This is a genomic window from Paenibacillus sp. ACRRX, assembly GCF_022346885.1.
Taxonomy (GTDB): Bacteria; Bacillota; Bacilli; order Paenibacillales; family Paenibacillaceae; genus Paenibacillus_B.
In genome coordinates this window covers 165,650-189,195 of sequence record NZ_JAKRNK010000002.1, presented here as the reverse complement: position 1 = coordinate 189,195, position 23,546 = coordinate 165,650, and the positions used below count along the sequence as shown (strand labels likewise).

The window sequence follows — 23,546 nt, the reverse complement described above, 5'->3', positions numbered from 1 at the left end:
TTAGGAACGCGCCGAAAAATCTGGCATTGGAGAGATCAAGATGAGGGATACCGAACAATTTGCAGTGATGAGCGAGCTGATGGAGAAGGTGAATCAACACCTCCTCAAGCTGTTGTATGGTCAACTCCAATCCATGGGATGCTTAACCGATAGCAGCGCTGAAGATACTGACCTACCTGTTCATTCAAAGATTCCCAGTTTCTATCGCAAGTGGCTGGAGGAAAGCAGAGCTTTTCTAGAAGGCAATGTCTCTGAAATACATGACATAGAGAAGCATGTGGCAGCGAATCACTTTTCTATAGACATGCAAGAGCTTTGGAAATCGTTGGATGAGCTGAAGCTGGCATGGATTGACGCGCCTCGATTAAAAACAGCTATCGAAGCAGCGGAAAGGATGCTGCGTGCCCTGCCAGATATTTGGGCCGGGAACAAGTCCGCAAGAGACATCCTTGTGGCTGACTGGTCTGTGGAACAAGTAGAGGTCATGCCAAAGATTAACTTATTCGAAAATTTCTTTGCTGAAGTGCTGGCGGAAGTGCTTATCCAACACGTGAAGAAGTATCGAGATAAGAATGGCGAACGACAAATTAAAATAGTGGAGGTTGGAGCTGGAGCAGGGTGTGCAAACGCTGCGGCTCTTCGGAAACTGGCGCCGTATTTCCCGGCCATTCAGGAATATTGTTATACAGATATTTCGGAGACATTCCTGAATCAGGCGATAGAACAGAGCGGACCCCCATATCCGTTTTTGAAATACCGAATGTTCAACGTAGAAAACCCTGTAGCCGATCAACATCTGGAAGCTGGCGGATACGACATTGTAATCGTAACGAATGCACTTCATCCTGTGGGGAATGTCCGGCAATCATTGCGGAATGTGAAAGCTCTGCTTCGGAAAAATGGGCTGCTCATTCTGAAGGAAATGACCATGAATTGTTTGTTAACCCATCTAACGTTTGGTCTTCTGGAGGACTGGGTGCTGTATGAAGATGCGGAACAGCGTACCCTGAGTTGTCCGTTCCTGTCTGTGGAATCATGGCAAAAGGTATTAAAGTCAGAAGGTTTTCATTCTATTTATTTTTCATCCGATGAAAATGTGACATCTGGACAGCACATCATTGCAGCACAAAGCGATGGAGTTGTAAGGCAGATTCGACAACAGCATCCCGCAGCGGGTTCTTCATCTGTGCAAAGACAGCAAACCACGGAAGACAGGGAGCGAACGATCAAACCGAATATAGTATACACGCCCATTCAAAATGCTTATGACGATTTACGAGAGAAAACAAACGCCTATTTAAAACGGTTAGTGAGTGATGTGCTGCTTGTCCCATATGAGGATATCGATGAAAATCGATCCTTTGATGAGTATGGCTTGGATTCAATTATCGTTATTGAACTGACTAACTTGCTGCATAAAGGATTAAAGGAGGCAAGCAACACTCTATTTTTCGAGTATCCAACCATCCATTCCCTCTCTGAGCATTTGATTACTGCACAGAGAGAAGCTGTAGTGACTTTAGTCGGATGGACTAATAATGAGGGTGGAACGAAGCCTTCCCCAGACACCCGACTTTCTGCGCCATCATCAAGCCGAGATAGGCACGAAAAGCGCAGCAAACGCAAGCAGCCAATCTTTGTGCATGGCCGGGTCCAACATACGAACCACATGGAAGACACGGAACCAGGTATTGCAGTCATCGGGTTGTCAGGACGCTATCCTGGAGCAAGCAATGTGCTGCAATTTTGGAAAAATCTAAAACACGGCCAAGATTGTATCACCGAGATGCCACAGGACCGCATAAACAGCGAACTTGATGCGAATTGGGCAAATGAAATAGGAGATGAAGCCTATCAAAGATTGGGTGGCTTCTTGGACGGTGTTGACCTGTTTGATCCTCTCTTCTTCAACATCTCTCCCCGTGAAGCAGATCGGATGGACCCGCAGGAGCGTTTGTTTCTGCAAACGGTTTGGGAAACCTTAGAGGATGCGGGTTACAACCGTAGGCCAAGGAGTGAACAAACAGGTATCTTTGTTGGTGCGACATCCGTCAACGGAAATGCGGCATCCATTGCAAATCGGGTTTCGCACTATTTTCATTTTAAAGGTCCCAGCATGGCGCTGGACACGATGTGTTCTTCTTCATTAACAGCCATTCATTTGGCTTGTGAGAGTATCCGGCAGGGGGAATGCCGGATGGCGATCGCCGGAGGGGTTCAATTATTGGTTCAACCGTATACGGTGGTAGATCGCTTTTTACCTGGTGGTGCTGTGACAGGCGAAGGAGTTGGAGCTGTACTGCTCAAGCCACTGCTCCAGGCCGAGGCGGATGGAGACCGCATATATGCCGTCATTAAAGGCTGTTCCGTCAATCATGCAGGCCGAACTGGTGGATATGCAGCAGGAGAAGCTAAAGATCAGGCAGAGCTAATTACCAAAACGCTGAATAAGGCAGGAGTAGATCCCTCTTCAATCAGCTATTTCGAAACGCAAGGCAACGGAGTATCATACGGGGACTTAAACGAAATTAAAGGAATGATCACAGCTTTTGGCAGGCAGACAAAGCCGCCCCATTGCGCCATCGGATCGGTAAAGTCTAACCTTGGACACCTAGGCGCGGCAGCTGGAATCGCAGGGCTCACGAAGGTGCTGCTGCAGTTGAAGTATGCAGAACTGGTGCCAGCTATCCACACTGAGAAAATGGATGCTGACTTCCAGTTTGAAGGTACACCATTTTATATGCAGCGGGAATCAACCAAGTGGCAGCATAACGTGTATCAAGAAGGAGAACAGAAACGAGAATTGCCGCTGCGGGCAGGGATTAACGCCATAGGCATTGGTGGGACGAATGCTTGTCTCATCCTGGAGCAGTATGCGGCACCGATCCGTGAGGATGAATCGATATCCGAACTGCAATTGATCGTCCTTTCTGGCAGATCACACGGACAATTGAAGGAGTATGCAAAGCGATTGGCCTTGTTTTTGAGGGAAGAACGAGAAACTTATGGGATGGGATCGTGTCTTACAGATGTAGCTTACACACTGCAAACTAAACGGGAAGAAATGGAAGTTCGTGCAGCATTAGTGGTCGCGAGCAGCGAGCAATTAATAGAGAAATTACTCAGCTTCTCCAACGGTATCGAGCTGCAGGGCGTGTTTACAGGGAACTGTAGGGAAACCACATTAGAATTGGACTTGTTTGACTGCGTTGATGGAGAAGACTTTGTAAATAAACTAGTTATCGGCCGCCAATTGCCTAAAATAGCGAAATTATGGACGCGAGGTGTTCCGATTAGTTGGGAGCTGCTGCAACGCCATATGGAGCCGAGTTTCATTTCGCTTCCGTTATACCCATTCAAGGAAGAACGTTATCGCATTTCGCAACAGTCAATGGATCATTTGCTTTCGAAAAGGATGATGCCACTGCACCCGATGCTGGACACTATCGACTCTAGGTCCAGCTTGCATGAGGGAATCGTATATAGAAAAACACTCCGCTCTCAAGATCCACTGGTTCAGCATTATAAGGTGGAAGGGAGGTGCGTATTGCCTAAGGTCGCGCTGTTGGAGATGGCTTTAGCAGCAGGCGCACAAATCAAGAAAGAAGGGGAGCGGTTTAAACTCACGAATGTCACATGGTTCGAGCCTGTAGTTATGGACGCCACGGAAAAAATCATGTATTTGAAAATAAGAGAAAAAAATAGCGTGCTCCATTTTGAGATATATAGTAGAAGTGACGCGGAATCAATTGTTATCCACGCCTCGGGATGCTACCAGTTTTTGTTTGAGCCGCTGCAGGAAATTTCTTTCTCTTTGGAAGATTGGAGGGCTGCGGACGCTGCACCATTTGATACGGCACAATTCGTTAACAGTTATTTCTCTGAACGTGATATCCATTACGGGTCATATTATCAAGGTATCACACAACTTTGGACGAAGAAGGAATCAGCGCTTAGTTTAATAGCGTTTGATCAAGGGCTCCAGCGGCTCTATCAAGATGACTTTCATCTAGGAATATGGGATTGCGCAGTGCAGACGATCATGGTGCTGCTGAGAGACAACCACCAACATCCTATAAGACAGATCTTATCTGTAGTGGAGGTTGAAAAGGTGGGGCCACTGTCATCACGTATGTACGCGTATGTAAAAACGTCACGATCGGAGCTAATTGATATTTTCTTAGTGAATGCGCACGGACAGATTTGTTTAAGCCTAAAAGGTCTTGTCTTTAGCGGGGCCGCAGGTGCTGAAACAGGGGATGTATCTGGGTCGACTGTGCTGGAATTCCCAGCATGGAGCACACCGGTGTATGTATCAAAGCCAAAATTCGGAGAAGAGGGGTTGTCTGGTTCGATCACCCGAATTATTAGAAGCGAACCCCTTCATATTGAGTTGTTTAAAACACATTGGCATCAAATAAAGAACGGATATCCGTTCAGTAAAAGTCCAGCAAGTTTAACGGAGATTCGTGCCTTGGTCGAAGAAGGTGAAGACATTCAGCATCTACTGCTGAAGACGAAATCCAGTAAGCAAGTAGAGGTATGCCTTTGCGGCAAGCAGGCAAATGAGACGGTAGTATTGTTTGCCGGATTCGGGTTGACCGCTTCGCAGTGGTATTACCAGATCAAAGATTGGAAGAGCCACTATCAGTTACTTATTATTCATCCTCCGGGAGTGGGTTTAAGCGAGGACAACGGCGATCTCTCCTTTGCCGGCATTTCCAACACATGTTCGGAGGTGTTGGAGGCGCTGAATATTACGACGCCGGTGCATGTTATAGGGACGTCATGGGGAGGAATGTTGGCACAGGCCTTTGCAAGATATTTCCCGCAAAAAGTGAAATCGTTGGTCTTAGTGGCCAGCTTGTACGAGGTAAAACATATCGAGAAGGAACAGTTAAAAGAGATATTTAAGCATGACTTTGACAGGAACCATAAACTAGAGGAGTTCGAGTTGATTGAACAGAGCGAATTTGTGAATCCGGTTCTGCAAAAGTATATCGTTATTCATCAAACAAATGGGTTCGATACGTACAATCTTCTTCCTTACATTACCGTACCCACATTAATCATATCTGGAAAAATAGATCAGGTTGCCGACTATAATCAAGCGAATCTGTTATTAAGCCGGATACCGAATGCCAAATTAGTTGAAATAAACGGCGGGCACGGGTGCAACATCACGCATTATGAAGAGTTGAACGCAGTGGTTCAGCATTACTTCGCTGATCAGAGGCAGCTTGTAAGTTTGTAAAAGCGGTGTTTTAAATGAATGAATATGGAGTTAATGTATTTCACATCTCAGCTTTCATTTTATACCATAAAACATAACATTAGTGGCTAATTAAACTTTTGGAATAAAAAAATAGCTGTCGAGAAGAAATTCTCGACAGCAGAAGCTCAACTGTTTAACTGATAATTTGCACCTGATATACTACCGTAATGATCTGACCAGGCGTCATCGTATGAAGCTGGAAGCCAGCGGCAGGATTATACGTCGGCTGATTGATGCCATTTACCACAACTGAACCAACGATAAAGACGGCATGCTGTGGTGTAGGGTCAATAAATATGACGTTGGTCACGTCAATGTTGCCATTGTTGGTGATCACAATCGTATACGTTAACGTATCCCCAATCGTAGCAAATTGTTTATCCACGGATTTAACAACAGACAAGTGGCCAAGCACAATGCTGGTAGTCGTAGTGTTAGAGTAGGCGGTTTGGCTGATTGGCGGCTGTTTAGGATCGACTAGTATGCTAAAGTTGAGTGCTGCTTGGTTGGTAACGATGTTGCTTGCAGGGACGGAGGTAACTATAGCCTGGAATTGAACTGTTAACGTATTGCCTACACCAATATCACCGAGGATAAAACCAGCCGTTGGGTCAAAATCTGGCCGCGCAGTACCATTAATAAGGACTGAACCTGATTTGAATGCTGCGCCTGCTGACGGTGTATCCTTGAATTGAACTTGAAGTGCTGGAGTATTGCCGGCATTGGTCAACACAATCGTATAGGTTAATACATCCTGTAAGGTGGCAATGGTCTTATTAACGGACTTCACTGCACTTAGCTGGCCTTGGACCACTGCTGTTGTTACCGTGTTACTAAAAATAGTGCTTGTAATAATCGTGCCATTTGGGTCAACGTAGTAGCTGAATTCCACCTGCGATTTGTTCGTAATTTGTGGAGGAGTCGGCAAGCTGTTAATTTTGACCGTAAAATCGATCGACACACTTTGATTTGGCGTCAAACTGCCCAGTGTAAATCCGAGTGTAGGATCGAGTGTCGGCTGTACAGTGCCATTGATTCTTACAGTTCCTGAAATAAACCCAGCCTCGAGCTGCAAAGTATCATAGAACCACACATTGCTAGCAGTTACATTGCCGGTATTTGTAACGACAGAAGTAAAGGTTAGACTGTCACCGACATTCGCATAGCTTTTATCCACACTCTTGACACTTTCAAGTCTTCCTACATTAACTTGTGTAGTTACAGTATTAGTTGTGGCTGATACTTGGATATCAGGACCGCTTGGATTCACTCGATATACTCCTGTAACGACAGCATAGTTCGTAATCGTACCAGCGGCTGGAATGGAAGATACTTGTGCCTGGAACTTGATGGTAGTAGTTGTACCTGCATTTAGTGGCGGAATAGGAAATCCGGAAATCGGGTTGAAGGTCGGCTGCGGGACACCATCTATGACGACACTTCCACTTACCACATTTGCCCCAACTGACAGGGTATCCGTAAAGAACAAGTTGGAGACGATTGTAGAACCTGTATTTTTAACTGTAATTGTATAGTTTAATATGCTGGATAGCGTCGCGTATGCCAGGTCAACCGCTTTGGTAGCGGTCAAACTTCCAAGTATGATGGTAGTAAAAACGGCATTTGAAGCAGTAGTCTTGGTATAGCTATTACCGTTTGGATCGATTTTGTACGTGTAGTTGGCAGTTGCAAAGTTGGATACGATATGATTCGCAGGCAAGCTTCTTACTGTTACATTAAATGACAAGTTCAACTGACTTAGTGTTGGGATCGTACCGATGATGAAGCCAACTGTTGGATCAAAGGTCGGTTGACTTTGCCCATTCACAACGACTGAGCCAGTGACAAATGCAAGGTCAGACTGTAGGTTATCTAAAAATGAAACGTTGAACAAGTCGACATTGCCAGTATTATTAAGCACAAAGGAATACGTGTACGTGTCACCAACAGCAGCATAGCTTTGGCTTGCCTGTTTGCTGAAGGCGAGCACGGCATTGTTAATCTGCGTTGAGGCGGTATTGCTGTTCACCTCATCTGTAATATCCGGACCTTCAGGTTGGATGCGATAAGTGAACGTGACTTGCGCAATATTGCTAACAAGAGAAGGTACGGGAACGCTGACTACGGTAGCCTGGAATTGCACAATACTGGAGCTGCCTGGAGTTAATGTCCCTAACGAGAAGCTTTGATAAGGGTCATATCCGGGCTTAAGCACACCATTAATCGTAACGGAATCTGGCACAAACAGTAATCCGTTCGGAATAACGTCTCTAAAGTTGACGGCTGTTGCATTCGTATTGCCAGTGTTTGATATTTGAACGGAATAGGTAAGGACATCACCGATTGTGGCGTACGCTTGACTTACGGACTTAGTTACTGCAACTAGCCCGACATTGATCGTGGTGGTAACGGTGTTGCTGACAGTAGCTGCATTTACTGGAGGCTTGGATGGATTACTGCTGTATAAATAACGAACTGTAGCCGTATTAGCTAACAAATAGTTATCAGGCAAACTAGTTACATTGACATCGAAGGTTATAGTAACAGTTGAATCAGGAGTAATGTCAATTAAGGAAAATCCAACATTCGGATCATAAGACGGCTGTGTAATGCCATTGATTTGCACGCTGCCAGGTACAAAAGCCGCATTTGCTTGAACAACGTCCTTAAATTGGACAGAAGTACAGATCGTGTTCCCTGTATTCCGGACTGTAACGGTGTAGTGCAGCTTATCTCCAATGGTTGCATACGATTTGTCTACTGCTTTAGTTACTGTGAGCTGCCCAAGCCAAATATTAATGACTACGGTATTGGAAATTGCCGTTTTGGTCTCAACAGGATCACTTGGCGTTAACTGATAGCTGAAGGTCACACTAGCCGTATTATATACTTCTCCTGATAGGGGGACAGAAATAACTTTAACTTCAAAGGATATGAAAGCAGTATGGCCAGGAGCTAAATTGCTAAGCGAGATACCAACATTCGGGTCCAATGCAGGCTGTGCAGAACCATCAATGGTCACACTGCCAGGCACAAACGCTAATGCGGAAGGTACAATATCTTGCAGGCTCACACTTGTTGCAAGGACAGAACCCGAGTTGTTCACCAGAATAGAGTACGTAAATACATCGCCAATTGTGGCATAGCTGGCCGTGGCCGATTTTACTACCGTTAACTCACCCACAGCAATCAAAGTTTGAGTTGTATTTGTTATTGTATCCACGACTACAGGAGGCAGTTGTGGATCAAGTATATACTGGTAATGAATGGAGGCTAAGTTGCTTACGATGTTGTTGCTTGGACGGCTAATTACCGTAGCACTAAAAGTAACTGTTGTTGTGGTCTCACCAGGAATGTCGGTAAGTGTAAATCCTGTATTTGGATTGAGTGCAGGCTGTTGAACGGAGTTGATCGTAACCGAACCTTGATCAAATGACAGATTTGAATCTAATACGTCCACAAATTGAATTTGCTGTGCAGTCAAGTTCGTGCTGCCATTAGACAAAGAAACTGTAAAGAGTAGTTGATCTCCGATTTTGGCAACGGATTTATCAACGAATTTATTAACAGAAAGTGGAGTGTCATCTACTTGGACGATCGTTTGGTTGGATGCTGCTGTAGCCGTGTGAATGACTCCGTTTGGATCGATATAATACGCATAATGAACAGTAGCTGTATTAAGCAATTGTTCTGTGCTTGGAATAGCGTTTACGAGAACTTGAAATTGAATCTCGATATTGGAACCAACCCCAAGGTCTGACAACATGAAGCCAACATTTGGATCCAGACCAGGTTGATTTACGCCATCAATAATCACTGTACCAGTTACAAAAGCAGATTCCGTCTGAATCGTATCCTGAAAAAATAGTTGTTGCAGCAAAGTGCTGCCTGTATTGGCTAACACTAAGCTGTACGTAATGACGTCACCAACACGAGTATAATTGCGATTACTACTCTTCTGAACGATTAAACTGCCAACACGAATATAGGTAGTTACAATATTGCTGGTCTGAGAACCGACCAACGGCGGAGCTGTTGGATCAATTTGATACTGGTAGGTAACATTGGATGCATTCTGCACATAGCCGCTAAGCGGTAAATCGGCTACTGTAACTTTGAAGGATACTGCCACGTTTTCGTCAGGTGCTATTGTCCCCAGTGAAAAGCCGATATTCGGATCCAGCAGCGGAGATGCGGCATCATTAATCGTAACAGAACCAGCTACAAATGCAGTTGAGACAGGTATGCTATCTACAAAAAACACATCTGAAATGTTGATATTTCCCTTATTTTGAATCACTGAAGTATAGGTTAGAGTGTCTCCGATTGTGGCATACGTGTGATCCACAGTTTTGGTGTTCACTATATTTACCAAGCTAACAAATGTAGTCGCAACGTTACTTGTTTGTGAACCAGACAGAACTGCTCCAGCAGGACTCAACTGATACTGGTAGTTGATAGTTGCCGTGTTGTCCAGCCTTGGAGGGACAGGTAAGCTTACAACCGTCGCTTGGAAAATAACAACCGTTCTCCCACCAGCAGGAATGTTCGCCAGACTAAATCCAACGTTTGGATTATAATCCGGATAATTTATACCATCAATGGACACTGTTCCTGCCACCAGGGCGGCACCTGAAGGGATGATATCTTTAAAGCCAACATTCGCTAACGGCACAGTTCCTGTATTGTTGGCCGTGATCGTGTAGGTTAGGGTATCTCCAATTGTGGCGAAGGCTTTGTTTACTGTCTTAACCAAGGAAGAACCCGCCTGATTGATTATAGTAGTTACGGTATTGCTTGTGCTTGTGCCGGTGATTGGCGGCTGGCTTGGATTGACCGTATAGGAAAATGCTGCTGTAGCATAGTTGAGCACCGTATTTGGCGTTGGCACATGATCAACGGTTACACGAAAGCTGATACTGGCTACTTGACCTGCATTTAACGCGCCAAGCGGAAAGCCTGTATTCGGATTATAGTCAGGCTTGCTTGTGCCGTTGATCGTAACAGATCCAGGTATAAACAGGATACCATTCGCAAGCTGATCCTGGAGAACAATATTTGTTAGGGTCACATTGCCTGTATTTGAAAGGAGTAAAGAATAAGAATAACTGTCTCCAACTGTTGCATATATTTTGCTCGTACTTTTTGTTATGGACAAGCTGCCATTTGTAATGGTTGTTCTTACCTGATTAGAAGATGAGGTTGCTGTGAATGTTGGGGCGTCAGGTGCTGTCTGATAGGAGTAGGTGAAGCTGGAGGAGTTGTAAATAATTCCTACTGGCGGGATGCTGCTTACAGTAGCTTGAAAATCAATAGTAACCGTATCAGCAGGGCTGATATTACTTAACGAAAATCCTGTCAAAGGATTGTAAGCAGGATAATTTATCCCATTAATTTGAACGGTACCGGCCTGGAATGTTAAAGCTTCATTTAGATGATCAAAGAAGAACACATTGGTAAGTACTACAGTTCCTGTATTCTGAATAGTTGTGCGATAGACCAGCGTTTCGCCTAGCTGCGCATAGGCCTTATCCACACTCTTAATATGAGAGAATTGGACGTTATTTAATATCGTTTGAACTGTATTACTGAAAGCTGTCGAAGTAATATGGTTTCCACTTGGGTCAGGATAAAAATCGTAAATCAGCTTTGATTGATTGTATACGATGTTCGGGACAGGAATGTTAGTAACGATGGCTTGGAAGGTCACAATGACGGTATTGCTAGGATCAATGCTGCCAAGACTAAAACCGATATTGGGGTCTGCACCTGGCACTACGATTCCATTGATCGCAACACTATTCGGGACAAACTGGGTGCCAGCCTGAATAGCGGCGAGGAAGATCGTATTCAAGGCATCTATATTTCCTGTATTTGAGACATTTACAGTATAGTAAAGTGTGTCACCCAGCACGGCATAGCTTTTATCCACACTTTCCTGGATGGTCAACGTAACGAAGTTGGTTCTCGTAATAACTTTGTTGGAATCTTGCTCATCTGAAATGATAGGGCCGCCTGGCGTAATTTGATATTTAAACGGCACCTGCGCTATATTCTCAACGGTCTGACCAGGGTTTACCTGGTTAATTAATACTTGATACGTAATGATGTACGTTTGTTGTGGCTGGATGCTCGCGATCGTAAATCCTGTAAACGGGTTAAGCTCAGGACGGGAAACGCCATTTAAGGTTAAGCTGCCTGACACAAAGGTTGCTCCGGCTACAGGGGGCTCAACAACATTAACATTCACATCTGGGATATTTCCAATATTAGTTAAGGATAACGTATAGGTTACGGTGTCCCCAATATTAGGATACTCATTATTAATAACACGTTTAGCTACAATTTCAACATATTGTACCCTGATGGCGGTATGGTTACTTGTAATGGTTAAGGTTGTTGGGGCTGTGCTGTCATTATATTGGTAGCTATACGTGACATAAGCAGCATTATCAACAAAATCAGACGGCGGTAAGGACTGAATCTTCACTGTAAATTGAACCTGGGTCGTCTGTCCAGGCTGCAAATTAGCTAACTGAAATCCAACGGTCGGATCATATGTCGATTGTGCCGTACCATTAATCGTGACACTTCCTGCAGTATATGTGCAATAAGGGCTGACCGGGTCTTGAAAGAACAGGTTGCTGAGCAGCTCTGTTCCCGAGTTTGTCAAATTTATGTTGTAAGTAACAAGATCTCCGATGCTTGCTGTATTAGTGGAAGCGGATTTCACAGCATTGAGCTGAGCAGCAACTACAGCATGTGCAACCGTATTTGTAGTTGCATTGTTCGTATAAATGGGCGAGTTAGCACCGGAGCTAAATTGATAGCTATAATTTGCCGTTTGGCTGATTTGTTGATTTACAGGCAGCCGATCAATGTGCAGCCCATACTGTAAATGTACGATACCGGCAGCTGGTATTGTGCCCAGGTTCACACCTGAAGCAATCGAGGCCCCTGTCTTCACAACGCCATTCACAATGACAGAATTCGGGACAAATGAACAATTTGCATCCACAGCTGCATTAAAGATGACGTTGTCAGCATTTGCCGCACCACTATTTTGAACGATAATCTCATAAATAATTTCTTGGCCCACCTCGTAAGGATAAAGCAAATTTGACTCCGAATTATAGCCAGTGAGCACAGCCGAAATATTAGGAGATATGACTTTAACAGCAGAGCCAAGTGCCACAATTTGAATTCCATCTGTAGTACCAGCTGCTGAACTTTGCAGCGCAATTAGTGATTGGTTATCTTCTAGGGTACTGCTAATATCCAGCCAACTTAAATCCCATTTATTGCGTGCGTCTATAACTTGAGTAGGTACAAAAGGATCATGGTTGTTTGTTCCATTTGTACCTTCAATATTAATTAGACCTACACTTGAGTTTAGCGGATTACTCACATTAATCTGCCCTGCAAAAATATTGTTCCAAGGATTGTTTGGCGCAGTTGCCGGATTGGCATGGGGAACTCCCACCGTGTTTCCTATATTCGTCAACCGTGCAAAAGAGGGGCCAACCTTTAATTGGCTATTACTAGTCAATGGACTGCCATTTGCAGCAGCTACGTAAATTCCACCTGACTGTGGACTTTGTCCAACCGTAAAACCGGTAATGCTGGTCTGCAGTAGATTGTTATCATTAACATTTGCGATACCCGAAGAGAAGCTGATCAACTCTGGAGCAAAGGCATCGTTGCGATAAATAACAACTAATGTCCATCCTGCCTTTGTATTGCTAAGTCCAGTTGGCGGGATGCTTATTGGTACTTTGGACACCGTATATGCGCCACTTAATGATTGTGTGACGATGGAGGTTACATCAGCGGAGCGAAAACGATCAATAGAACCAGATACGTTCGTTATACTGTCTGTATAAATGGGGGTTATGGAATAATTGCCAGATGGAGTTGTCAAAGTTATAGCTTGATCAGCCAGGCTTCTTACATCCAGTGCTCCTGAGGCTGTACTGAACACTGTTGAATACCAAATGAGTTCTGCATACAAAATGGTGCTGTTCGCTTGGACCGAAATGGAAGCCGTACTCGCTGCAGAAGCCCAGCCTCGCGTTCCGTTCCCATCTAACGTCATCAGATCCGCCGTATTGACATCGACATTTGTTGAACTGCCGCAAGTAACCAAGCTGTTTCCAGTTGCAGCAATGATCGCTTTGTCAATAGTTGTATATCTTGTTATCAGCGTCAAGTGTGGTTCCCCTCCTTGCAATCGTGATTAGAAGGCATGCCAAATAAAATGCCCGTATCATCATATGTAAAAGCAAGAGAGGATGTTCCTAATTTTTATAATTAAACCAAGCCCAAATTGCAGAAGAGAGATAGAGCATTCACTTCTGAACAAGAACAGAATAGGATGGCAGTAATACGAATGAAGAAAGGATGTATGCGGTTGGACTCCGATGTACTGCTTCTGTCTCTTGATCAAGCGTCCAATATTCCATTGCTAAGTGGTGGTACAGTTTCTTTTCAGATTTATCTCCAAAACAAAAGCCCCAACGCCAAACTGTACAATGTCAGTTTATTGTTGAAGCTGCCTGATGGTATAAGCTACAGCACAGCCAGCTTGCCGCCAACCACTATACAAACGAATAGTGATGGCAGTTCACAGCTTTCATGGGTCAGTATGAAAGACTTGGCGCCACATGAACCTGCTTACGTCTTTACTATTACGGTATCTGGCAATCCAACCTATAAGAATGGAGCGATGATCCCCTTTGGCACGCTGTTAACGGGTACTGTCGTGACGGGCCAAGCGGATACTCAGCCAAGAGGTAGCTATGACAACAATAATTTAAAAATAACAGAGCAAAAAGTGATGTCCTTTCTGACTACCCGCTACACTTGTCAATTAACAGCTCCAAGCAAAGCGCTAAAAGGGGCGGGAACCGCAGTCAGCTCTAACAACTATTTGAACCCGTATACTATTTCCTGCCGCATTTTAAACAATGCGACTGTCTCCAGCAGCGCAACGATTACGATTCAGCTTCCAGATGGCATCCGATATATTGGGGCGCTGACTAGCTCAGGAACAGATGCAGCGCAGTTTCTTCAGCCAACCGTATCCAGTCCATTGCTGCCAAACAATTATACGCAGCTTAGTTTCCAGAGTAGGAACCTGTCAGCAGGCAGTGATACAACTGTATCCTTTAAGTTTGCTATTTGGAATCAGTATCAAAACAATCTTGGTCCGTTCTTACTGCACGGCAGCCCCTTGACGGTTTCAGCTGTCATGTCAACGGATCAAAATCAGCTTGTACAAAAAGCAACTGTGATTGCTATGGATATTGTAGTAACAACAGCAATTGATCCCAAAGTAACGGATGTACAGAGCAATGTACAACTAACTTTTAACTACCAGACGGGTCAATATTATACTTTAAATCTGATCCAAACCGACTACTTCCTTCCGGACGGCTTTATCTATGTCAGCTCCAGCGAGCAGCCTACCAATATAATTAATGATGCTTCACGGCAGGGCACCACTGTACGCTACCTTTTTTCAAGTGCTAATCCAGAAACCATTCGCAGTATAGTAATCCGTGCGACTGTCGATGCTTATTATCGTTATCGTTCTGCAAATCAAGTAAATATACCGATAACAGCAGGGGACGACTTCAAGCCTTCTGTTGCCTTAACAGCCGCAAATAATACACTGCATACGAATGTGTCAGATCAAGCGAGCACATCTGCGAGTATCGTAACAGGAACAATCTTCAAACAATTTATTGGGGGGGCCTACCGGAATGGCACGCCAAAAAGCATCAAGGCACTCGCTCCCGGAGACCTGGCAAAATATCGGTTAACCTATAATGCCACAACGATTCGTGCAGTTCAGAAATCTATCGTTCTTGATGACTTTTTTCCTCTGGCGGCTAACCCTATTCAAAATCTAACCTACAACTTTACAGGTCCGCTGCCTTTACCTGGTTCCCCTCAACTCATTGATCCTCACGGAGTAGATTTCCAATACGGTGATATTCCGGGTCGTTCAACATCAACGATCGAGTTTCAGGTACCGATTCAATCTCTGGGAGGTAGTGGCCAGAACACTAATTTGATGAAATTAACGGGCAGCAATAGCTTCGGCTTTACTTACAGCAGTCGTGACCAGGTTGTAATTAATATCGGAACGCCAAACTTAACTTTAACCAAAACGGTGCAGGGGCCAAATCGTACAGGGATCAAAGCTGGAGAGGTGTACACTTTTTCCGTTGTCATCCGCAACAGCAATACGCTTGGAACAGAAACGGATGCATTTAGTTTAGTGGTGCAGGATAACTTGTCTGCCTGGTATTCGCTCATTCCTGCTACGATCAAGGTGACAGGGACAGGAAGCTACGATGTCCCACAAGCAACAGACAGCCTTATTACATGGCCTGTTATGAAGTTAGGGCCTGGACAAGCGCTTACGCTCTCATATTCTGTAACGATCAGCAGCACACTCCCACCTGGGTTGACGATATCCACAACAGTTACAAGCAGTAATCCCTATTCACAACTTTATGAAGAAGGACAAGTGAACTTTCAGTATAGCGGACTAAATCGCTCCGCTTCTGTTACCTTAGCTTCGCCGGCTATCACCATCGCCAAAACATACCCAGCAGACTTATTAAAGGTAAACTCGACTGTTGATTACACAATCAACGCAACGGTGCCTCAGGGAACGATTGCATACGATGTAAGAGCAGCTGATCTTTTACCGGCTAATCAACAAGTTTATGTAGGCAAAGCCTTCTATAATGGCATTCCAATTACACCTACAGTGACGTCTAACACCATTACATTCCCTGGGGTAAGGACGATTGATGCAAGGATCGAAAAGAAAACGTTAACTTATAGCTTCCGCTGCTCGATTATAAACGCCAATAAAGCCGTAGGCGCAACTACGTCGCAACAAACCAACACTGCGCAAGTGACATACCGTTACACGGACACTGGGACCAACGTTTCCTTAAACCGCAGCACAGGCTTAACGATCCAGCACCCGAATATCGTGCTGACGCTGACAGCAACAAGCGCACTCTCAGGTACCTTTTACGCTGCAAAAGCAGTAGTAGATGTCAATGAGGTGCTCATTTTCAAATTAGCGTTTGTTAATAACAGTGCTGTGGCGCTGATGAATGGAACGATCAGTCTCCCCATTCCTAACGGTTTTGTGTTTAATCGGATCAATACAAACGTGCAATGTACGTCATCTTATTCCGCCAGTACCCGTAAAATTACAATTAGTGTCCCGTCTCTGAGCGCTAATGCTTCTGGCTTTATGGCCTTTACTGTTGCCTTGCTGCCCACTATGAGATCGGGAAGTTCACTGACGCTGCAAGCAACCGCAGTTTCTTATACAAATGATATCTCATCCAAAGTGTATGGGGGAGAGCAAAGCAATGCATTTGTGACTAGTTTGCCACCTGGCACCTCCCTGCTGCCGTCACCAACAGATCGTATTAATGACAGTACCTCCTTTAGGGTTACTCCGCCAGGCTCAACGGCAATCATTACGAACTTCTTCCGTAATACAGGAGGAGGCTACGATGATTATACGCTCTCCATTGCTGCTGTCTCTATTGCGTACTCCTTACTTATTAATGGGCAGCGAATCACAACTGTGCCTCCAAATACGGCTTATTCGGCTGATCTCTCCATCATGTCTAACCTCGAACCTAATGAATCGCGGATCATTTCGATAGAAAGCACTATTCCTGCCAATTCTTCGCTCGGCTCTCGCTATGACTTTGTGGTGACAGCTCGCTCCAAGACAACGCCTAATCCACAGAAGACAGTGCTCAATATTGATCCTTTTTGATGCATTACATCTCACTTACTCAGCAGGCTCAGTTGTACAAAGGACCTCTTCCCTATGAAGCGGGTTAGAGGTCCTTATATTCCTGCTTCGAGTCAATATTTCATACGATTGTTCGGTCGTGATTTGGTAGGCGGCCACGCTAAAAAATCAAATACATCTGGAGGGAGGCAGTCATCGTCTATTGTACATAGATTTTGATAATATTACTTTGGTATGTGCGAGTTCTATAGTTCTGTGCTTGCTGAACTCGGTAACGAAATCCTACTTGCGAGCGGCAGGTGACATACCCAGCACGGGGACGGGTCTGAGCAGCCACCAATAGGGTAATACTAATATGCTTGCTTGTTGCCAGCTTTCCTAGGAAAATACCATGCTGCAAAACAAAATCAGGGCAGCAATTGTTATTAAGCATGACCGATCCCGGAACTAAGGTAAGCTGCGGGGAGCATGCCTCATAAAGCCAAACGTCCGTAAGATCGATATTGCCTGTATTCTTAATTTGGATCGAAAGTTTCACGTACTCGCCGCAGTTTATTTCGAGTGCACTGGCACGCTGATAGAGCTCGATATCTGCTGTACTGAGCTGCACAATAGCGTCATTGCTGACGGCCTCATAATCATGAATAATGGAGGAGTCAGGAAACTGGTAATAACATACTGCTCTGGCCCGACAGTCTAGTTGCTGTCTGGTTGCATGTATATTGGCAGCAGAAAAGGTAATACGTCGGGTGTGGCCAACTGCCAATTGGCCCAATTCAACCCTATGTTCCTGTTGCTTGCATCCCCATATGATATCAGCACCGTCCACCATCCAAACAAGTTCTGGTAGACTAACATAAAGCAATAGTCCAAACACAGCGTGGTTGCCGCTGTTCTCAACAACAATAGTAAAGCTGAGCGTGTCGCCGATTTCCAGGGACGTACAATTAGCTATCACGCAAACCGCTATCTTAATCTCCCTCGCACGATAGGTCGATTTAACTTTATCATGTTCCCAAACTGCAGGTCTGCTGTTTGAGTCATCACTATAATAATAAGTTGCAACAGTCTCAAATGAATTGTTGTCGATAGGCTGCTGATCTTTATACGCATGCCTGTTCACACTGTATTTTATGATGGCAGTTCGATCTGGCTGGAGAACAGGAAGCAGCATACGCGCTGTTGCTGGATAGATGTCTAAACTATTGTCATAGAGTAAAGTTGTGCTTACGCTGCTTCTCAGCTCCGCCGGCAGAATAGATGTTATATTTAAATTATAAGCTGCACCTCCACCAACATTGTTAATTGTGACTATGATGAGTTGTCTGTTGTCTGCCTCGCAGGAGGAGGTTGCAGGCACACTTCTTATTTGCAACCCATGGTGTTTCACATAAATGTGAACTTTGTTGCCAACAGCAATCCGTGGAAATGCGTCTTCGTCATACTGCGCGTTGCTATCATAATGAATCTGCACCTGATTGGTCACCCATGCTGAGGTGAGGGGAGTCGTTATCTCTGTTTCGTGAAATAGGCTGCAGCTTGCCCCAGGCTCAAGATGGGTAATATTTAATCCGTCGGGAAGCAGACAAATTTGGTCTGCTGCTAATGCCTGCGCAGATTCGACTTCCCATCTAGGCGAGGATAGCAGGTCACTCACATGAATATTTACAGCCTTAATCGTTCCTTGGTTGTGTATGATCGTGTGAAATGGCAAGAGTTCTCCCACTGCGGCTGCATCTTGGTACACGCTAGTACAAACAGCAAGCTCGTAGTGTTGAATAATGGTGATGACGCAATTGCTTGATGTATGATAGGTGTTAGTCGGTGTCTTAAAAAAAGAGTGATCTGTCTGATAAAATGCTGCAGCTGTAATCCTTAGACAGTTGGGGCGAGGCAGCTCCGACAGTTCTATCTCATAATGGACAACTACGTCTTCACCTGGAAGAATACGTGGAATCGGTACATGATCCGGTGCTGAGAGCACCTCATTTTCGCTGCTTTTATCGGAGATCCAAGCTTGAATCCGGCTTGCTTCCCGTGGAAGAGTCAAAACCAGTCTGACATGTTCTGCAAAGGTGTATCCCACATTAGTTACTCTTACAGCATAACGGATAGGCTGACACAATCCTGCTTCGCTTTGTTCTCCCATCAGCTGCAAAATTAACTTAGCTGGTCCTGCACCATAATGATGCGGCGTCGCCTTCGACGGGTTCTGGTTTGGCCAGGGAGGCAGGATGTAAATAAGTATGGGATCCGCTTTTGTAATGGTTTGCTGCTCGCTGCAGCTTGTCATCAGCGGACGGTATACACAATGGAGTTTTGATTGGATTAAACAAACTTTAGCACTCGTTATATCTTCTGCACTGATCACATATGTGATCTTAACGGTTGTGGAAGGTGAAAGCGTTCCAAGGGAAAATCCTCGTCCGGGACAAGCTTCTGTCCACCTCTCATCATTCACAAGTAAAGAGCCAGCCACTATATGAAGTCCTGCGGGTATGCTCGCGTAAAACCAGACGTCATCAGCAGTAATTGTACCAGCATTGGAGACCGCCACTTCACATTTCATTTGCACACCCGATGTGACATATTTGTGAGAGCAGGCAACAAAGAGAAGCAAGCATTTTCTGTATACACGGGTACTAACTGTATTACTGGATGTATTTCGTTTTATTGTACATGATTGACCATAACGTGGCATGTAGAATTCGGCTTCCGCTGAATTTAGCAGCTGTCTTGAATCTAAGGCCTCCTTACTGACTTGACACCGATAGGACACGACAAGACTAGCACCAGGCTGGAGGGTGTCTAGGTGTAGTCTGATAGCTGACACGAAAGGGTGATACGCCTTGCCGTTAATCCGCAAACTTCCCGGAATAAAGCACAGGTCAGCGGGTAAGGGATTTACATAATAAATACTACTTAATGGAACTAGAGCAGCATTTCGCAGCACAATGGTATATGTCAGTTGTTCGCCGACTTGAACACAATCCCGATCCACGCTCATACACATATCCAATAATGAAGCCTGTACGAGAATGGGGGCCGCATTGGATTGTGCTGTATTGTAGCTGATATGTTCATCACAGCTGTCATTATGAAAAGCGTAATTGATCCATGCAGAACTGCATATTAACTGGTTAGTAGTGATATTTGTTACCTCAGCAAGCAGACTTATCCAAGTTTCCGCTTTCGGCCGCAGAGAGGCGAGACGGAATCCGTTTTGAGGATCTAATTTAGGTGCTGGAACTCCATCAACCCGTACACTTGCGGTTACAACTTGAAGTGGTGTGGCTAGTGGATCAGCAAACCAGACTTGTCCAAGTGTCGTATTTCCGATATTAATGATGTGATGCGTGAATCGAATAATGTCTCCTACCAAAGCTAAACGTGTACAAGTCTGTTTGTTTAAGCTGACATCCACATGCTGAACTATAGTATAAACCCTATTGCTGCGGCTGGTTTTTGTTAACAAGTGATATGGATCAAGCTGCACATATTGATATGTGATCTCAGCTTGATTATAGACTCGTCCATTCGGTGGGAGTGCTGTCACCACTGCTGCAAACGTAATGGTATAAGCAGTGCCTCGGCTTAATTGCCCCAAGTGACAACCCGTTTGCAAATCACAATGTGAACGTTTCAAACCATTCACCGTGACTGTCCCTGGAACAAGCGTCAGCCATGGCTCTAAAATATCCCGTACCGTTGCACCTATAATGCTTGTATGGCCGCGATTGGAAACCTGGAGTGTGTAGACGAGTTGATCTCCTACTGCAGCATACTTCCTGGTAACCTTTTTAGTAAGGCTGATATTTAAATTATGAACGTATGTGGTCACCATATTGCTTGGCTGTGATACGGAAATAAGAGGTTGATCAGAAGCAATTTGATACGTATAGGGTACAACTGCCTGATTGCGAACATGCTGTAACGCTTCTATGCGGGTTATCCTTGCTTTAAATTGAATGCAAAGCGAGCGGTTTGGCTTTACATGATCCAAGTGGAAGCCCTTATAAGGATTTTTGTTAGGACAAGCTCGCCTGTCTATTATTACACTGTCTTCTACAAAGCTCATATCAGGGGCGGGGCTAAGGTAAACGGGAACCTGTTCAGCCGTTTCGTTGCCACCATTGCTAAGACGCAAAATTAGGTCTACAACGTCCCCAATATTGCTGCCTTTAGATTTCATAAGAAGGTTACGATAAATTTGTGCATAATGAAGCCAAACCGTTGTTGTCTGACTTCGAATAGTATAGTTTGGCCCGGTACAGCCGTTTGGACGAAAGAACGAATAGTTGATCTGTGCTGCAGTTTGTAGTTGATTATTTGGAGGAATATGCTGCAGCTTCAAGTCGTAGCGGATGAGCGTTGTTATACAATCATCGATCTTATATAAGTAAAAGCCAGCCAACGGGTCAGCATCAGGAAGGAATTGACCGTTAACGGTTAACGTACCAGGAATGTAATAGCAATCATGGTAAGCCATATCTCTAAAAAACACGTTTGAAAGTTTCCTGTGCCCAAACGATGCAATCTGAACGTTGAATGTAATAGAGTCCTGCAAGCGCGCGGATGTAACATCCGCATATTGAGTCACATTCAAGTTGCTCTGCTTATTTGGCACGGGGATGCTGACATAATTGGATATTGTTCGAGCGTGATAGCGAGTTAAGGATACCTCAAAGGTGTATGTAATTGAAGCGACACACGTTATCAGATCACGTGGCAGCTCATTTTGATCAATCAGCTGCTCATCGATTACGACTGGAAATCTAATTGTGACGGTTTCATTCGGAAGTAGATCCGAAATCGTGACGATTCCACTTTTACAGCTCACCACGGTTGGTGCGTTCTGATTAAGGACACCTATTAGTTCTTTGAGTAAAATTCCCCCTTCAGAAGCATAAAATGATGCCAATATCGAGTCTGCCTTTTGATTCCCTTCATTAAATAGCTGCAGCTCATAAAGTTCAATTCCCCCATACTGGTAATCTTTGTATTCCCCCAGTCGATTCAAACAGGACTTGATAAGTGCTCCGTCTGAATCCAACTGAACTGCCATCGTAAAAATATCCGACCGCTCTGTTCTCTGAGGAACAGAACATACGCAGATGAGTTGGTTTTCAAATGAAGGATTCGTCAGCTGCAAAGGGGAGGCTTGTAATTGACGCATCCAAGCTGGATTCAACACAGGTTGAGCATCATTCATCGGTGTACGGGTCGCGTAATAAGAGCCAATATCACCTGTTAGTGCTTGTGCATTTGCAGCGCAAAGCCATAAGTTGAACTTAATATTTGTACTGGGAAGGCGGAATCCAGTAAGCTTCCAGTGGTGAGATTTATGTTGGCTAACATGTTCATGGCCCGTTACCAGATTAATGTATTGTAAAGGCAAGGAGGGATGCTTGATGATGACATGCAGTACCCAGCCGCATTGCAGCATTGAATGGATGCTTTCCCAAGCGGGGATCGTAACCGAATAGGTTCCTGATTTCCATTCTGTCACTATTGAAGTGAGATCAGCTGAACATATGCAATGGCTTGCTTGTCCTTTTTGGACAATGTAATTTGTTCCCTGTTCATTTATTTGGTAATAACCGATGGGTGTACCCAGATTCACGCGGTTTACATGCAAATCACTCATTTCCTTCATATCCACGCCAGTTGTGAATGATGCGAACCAGGTAAGTTCTGCATGCAAAATATCACACTCAGGTAACAGTTCCAAAGTTGTGTTCGGAGTCGTCAAATTGTCAGCAGAGCCACTGCAATGTTGCCCAGTAAAAGTTACAGCCGCTGTATCAATCGTGGAATAGCGTGGAATAAGCGGCATAGTTCTGCCTCCATTATCTTAATATCTCTTTTATAGTTTATGAAGGGAATCATTGGTTATAACCTAATTCGTTAGTTTAACCAATAAGATGACAGTGGTGCATTTTTGACACTCATTTCTCTTATAAGTTAAGAACAGAGATTAGCTGCTGTGAGATTCCAGTACTTTACTGGTATACGAGTAATGAGCACAAAGCTACTCGTAACTCTGCGCTGCTGTTTAACAGCGTCGTTTCAAATTGTAAAGTGGAACAACTGCTTGGTTATAAACACGGAGAGTTAGGAGCTTTTCGTCCCGAAGAGTGGGTAAATCGTGCCCTCGATTTTTGGAATGAGGAGAGGAATCAATGAAGAGGTAAATGGGACAGATAATATACGGTCGCACCGTTCACGGAGGTTGCCGTAGTATATGTATGATCACAAAAAAATGAACACATAAAATAGAAGAACCTAGGAAGTTCTGCTTGATGCCAGATCTCTGTGGTTCTTCAATAGCTGTTACACGGCTAGATCGTTGCACAGTTTATGTATAATACGATATATTTTCAGATCATTACACGAATTCATCCAAGGCTAGTTCTCTAAATTGGTCAAATCACACAGCGGTTCACGAACGAGAAGTTGTCCAGTGGG

General features: G+C 44.5%; 4 protein-coding genes. 2 read left to right on the top strand and 2 right to left on the bottom strand.

Annotated elements, in window-relative coordinates; genetic code table 11:
• Window positions 1-40: 40 nt before the first annotated feature.
• Window positions 41-5,254, top strand: a complete 5,214-nt coding sequence (locus MH117_RS06590; protein WP_239327888.1) for an alpha/beta fold hydrolase — start codon at window positions 41-43, stop codon at window positions 5,252-5,254.
• A 154-nt stretch (window positions 5,255-5,408) separates the two neighbouring features.
• Here MH117_RS06590 and MH117_RS06585 read toward each other — a convergent pair whose 3' ends face one another.
• Entirely contained in the window at window positions 5,409-13,484 is an 8,076-nt protein-coding gene (locus tag MH117_RS06585) for a beta strand repeat-containing protein (protein WP_239327887.1), read from the bottom strand.
• 180 nt (window positions 13,485-13,664) lie between these two features.
• Here MH117_RS06585 and MH117_RS06580 point away from each other — a divergent pair, with 180 nt between their 5' ends.
• Window positions 13,665-17,099, top strand: a complete 3,435-nt coding sequence (locus MH117_RS06580) for a hypothetical protein (protein ID WP_239327886.1) — start codon at window positions 13,665-13,667, stop codon at window positions 17,097-17,099.
• A gap of 178 nt (window positions 17,100-17,277) precedes the next feature.
• Here the strand turns inward: MH117_RS06580 and MH117_RS06575 are convergent, their stop codons facing one another.
• Window positions 17,278-22,914: a hypothetical protein gene (locus MH117_RS06575; RefSeq protein WP_239327885.1), complete on the bottom strand. Its 5,637-nt coding sequence runs from the start codon at window positions 22,912-22,914 to the stop codon at window positions 17,278-17,280.
• Window positions 22,915-23,546 lie beyond the last annotated feature (632 nt).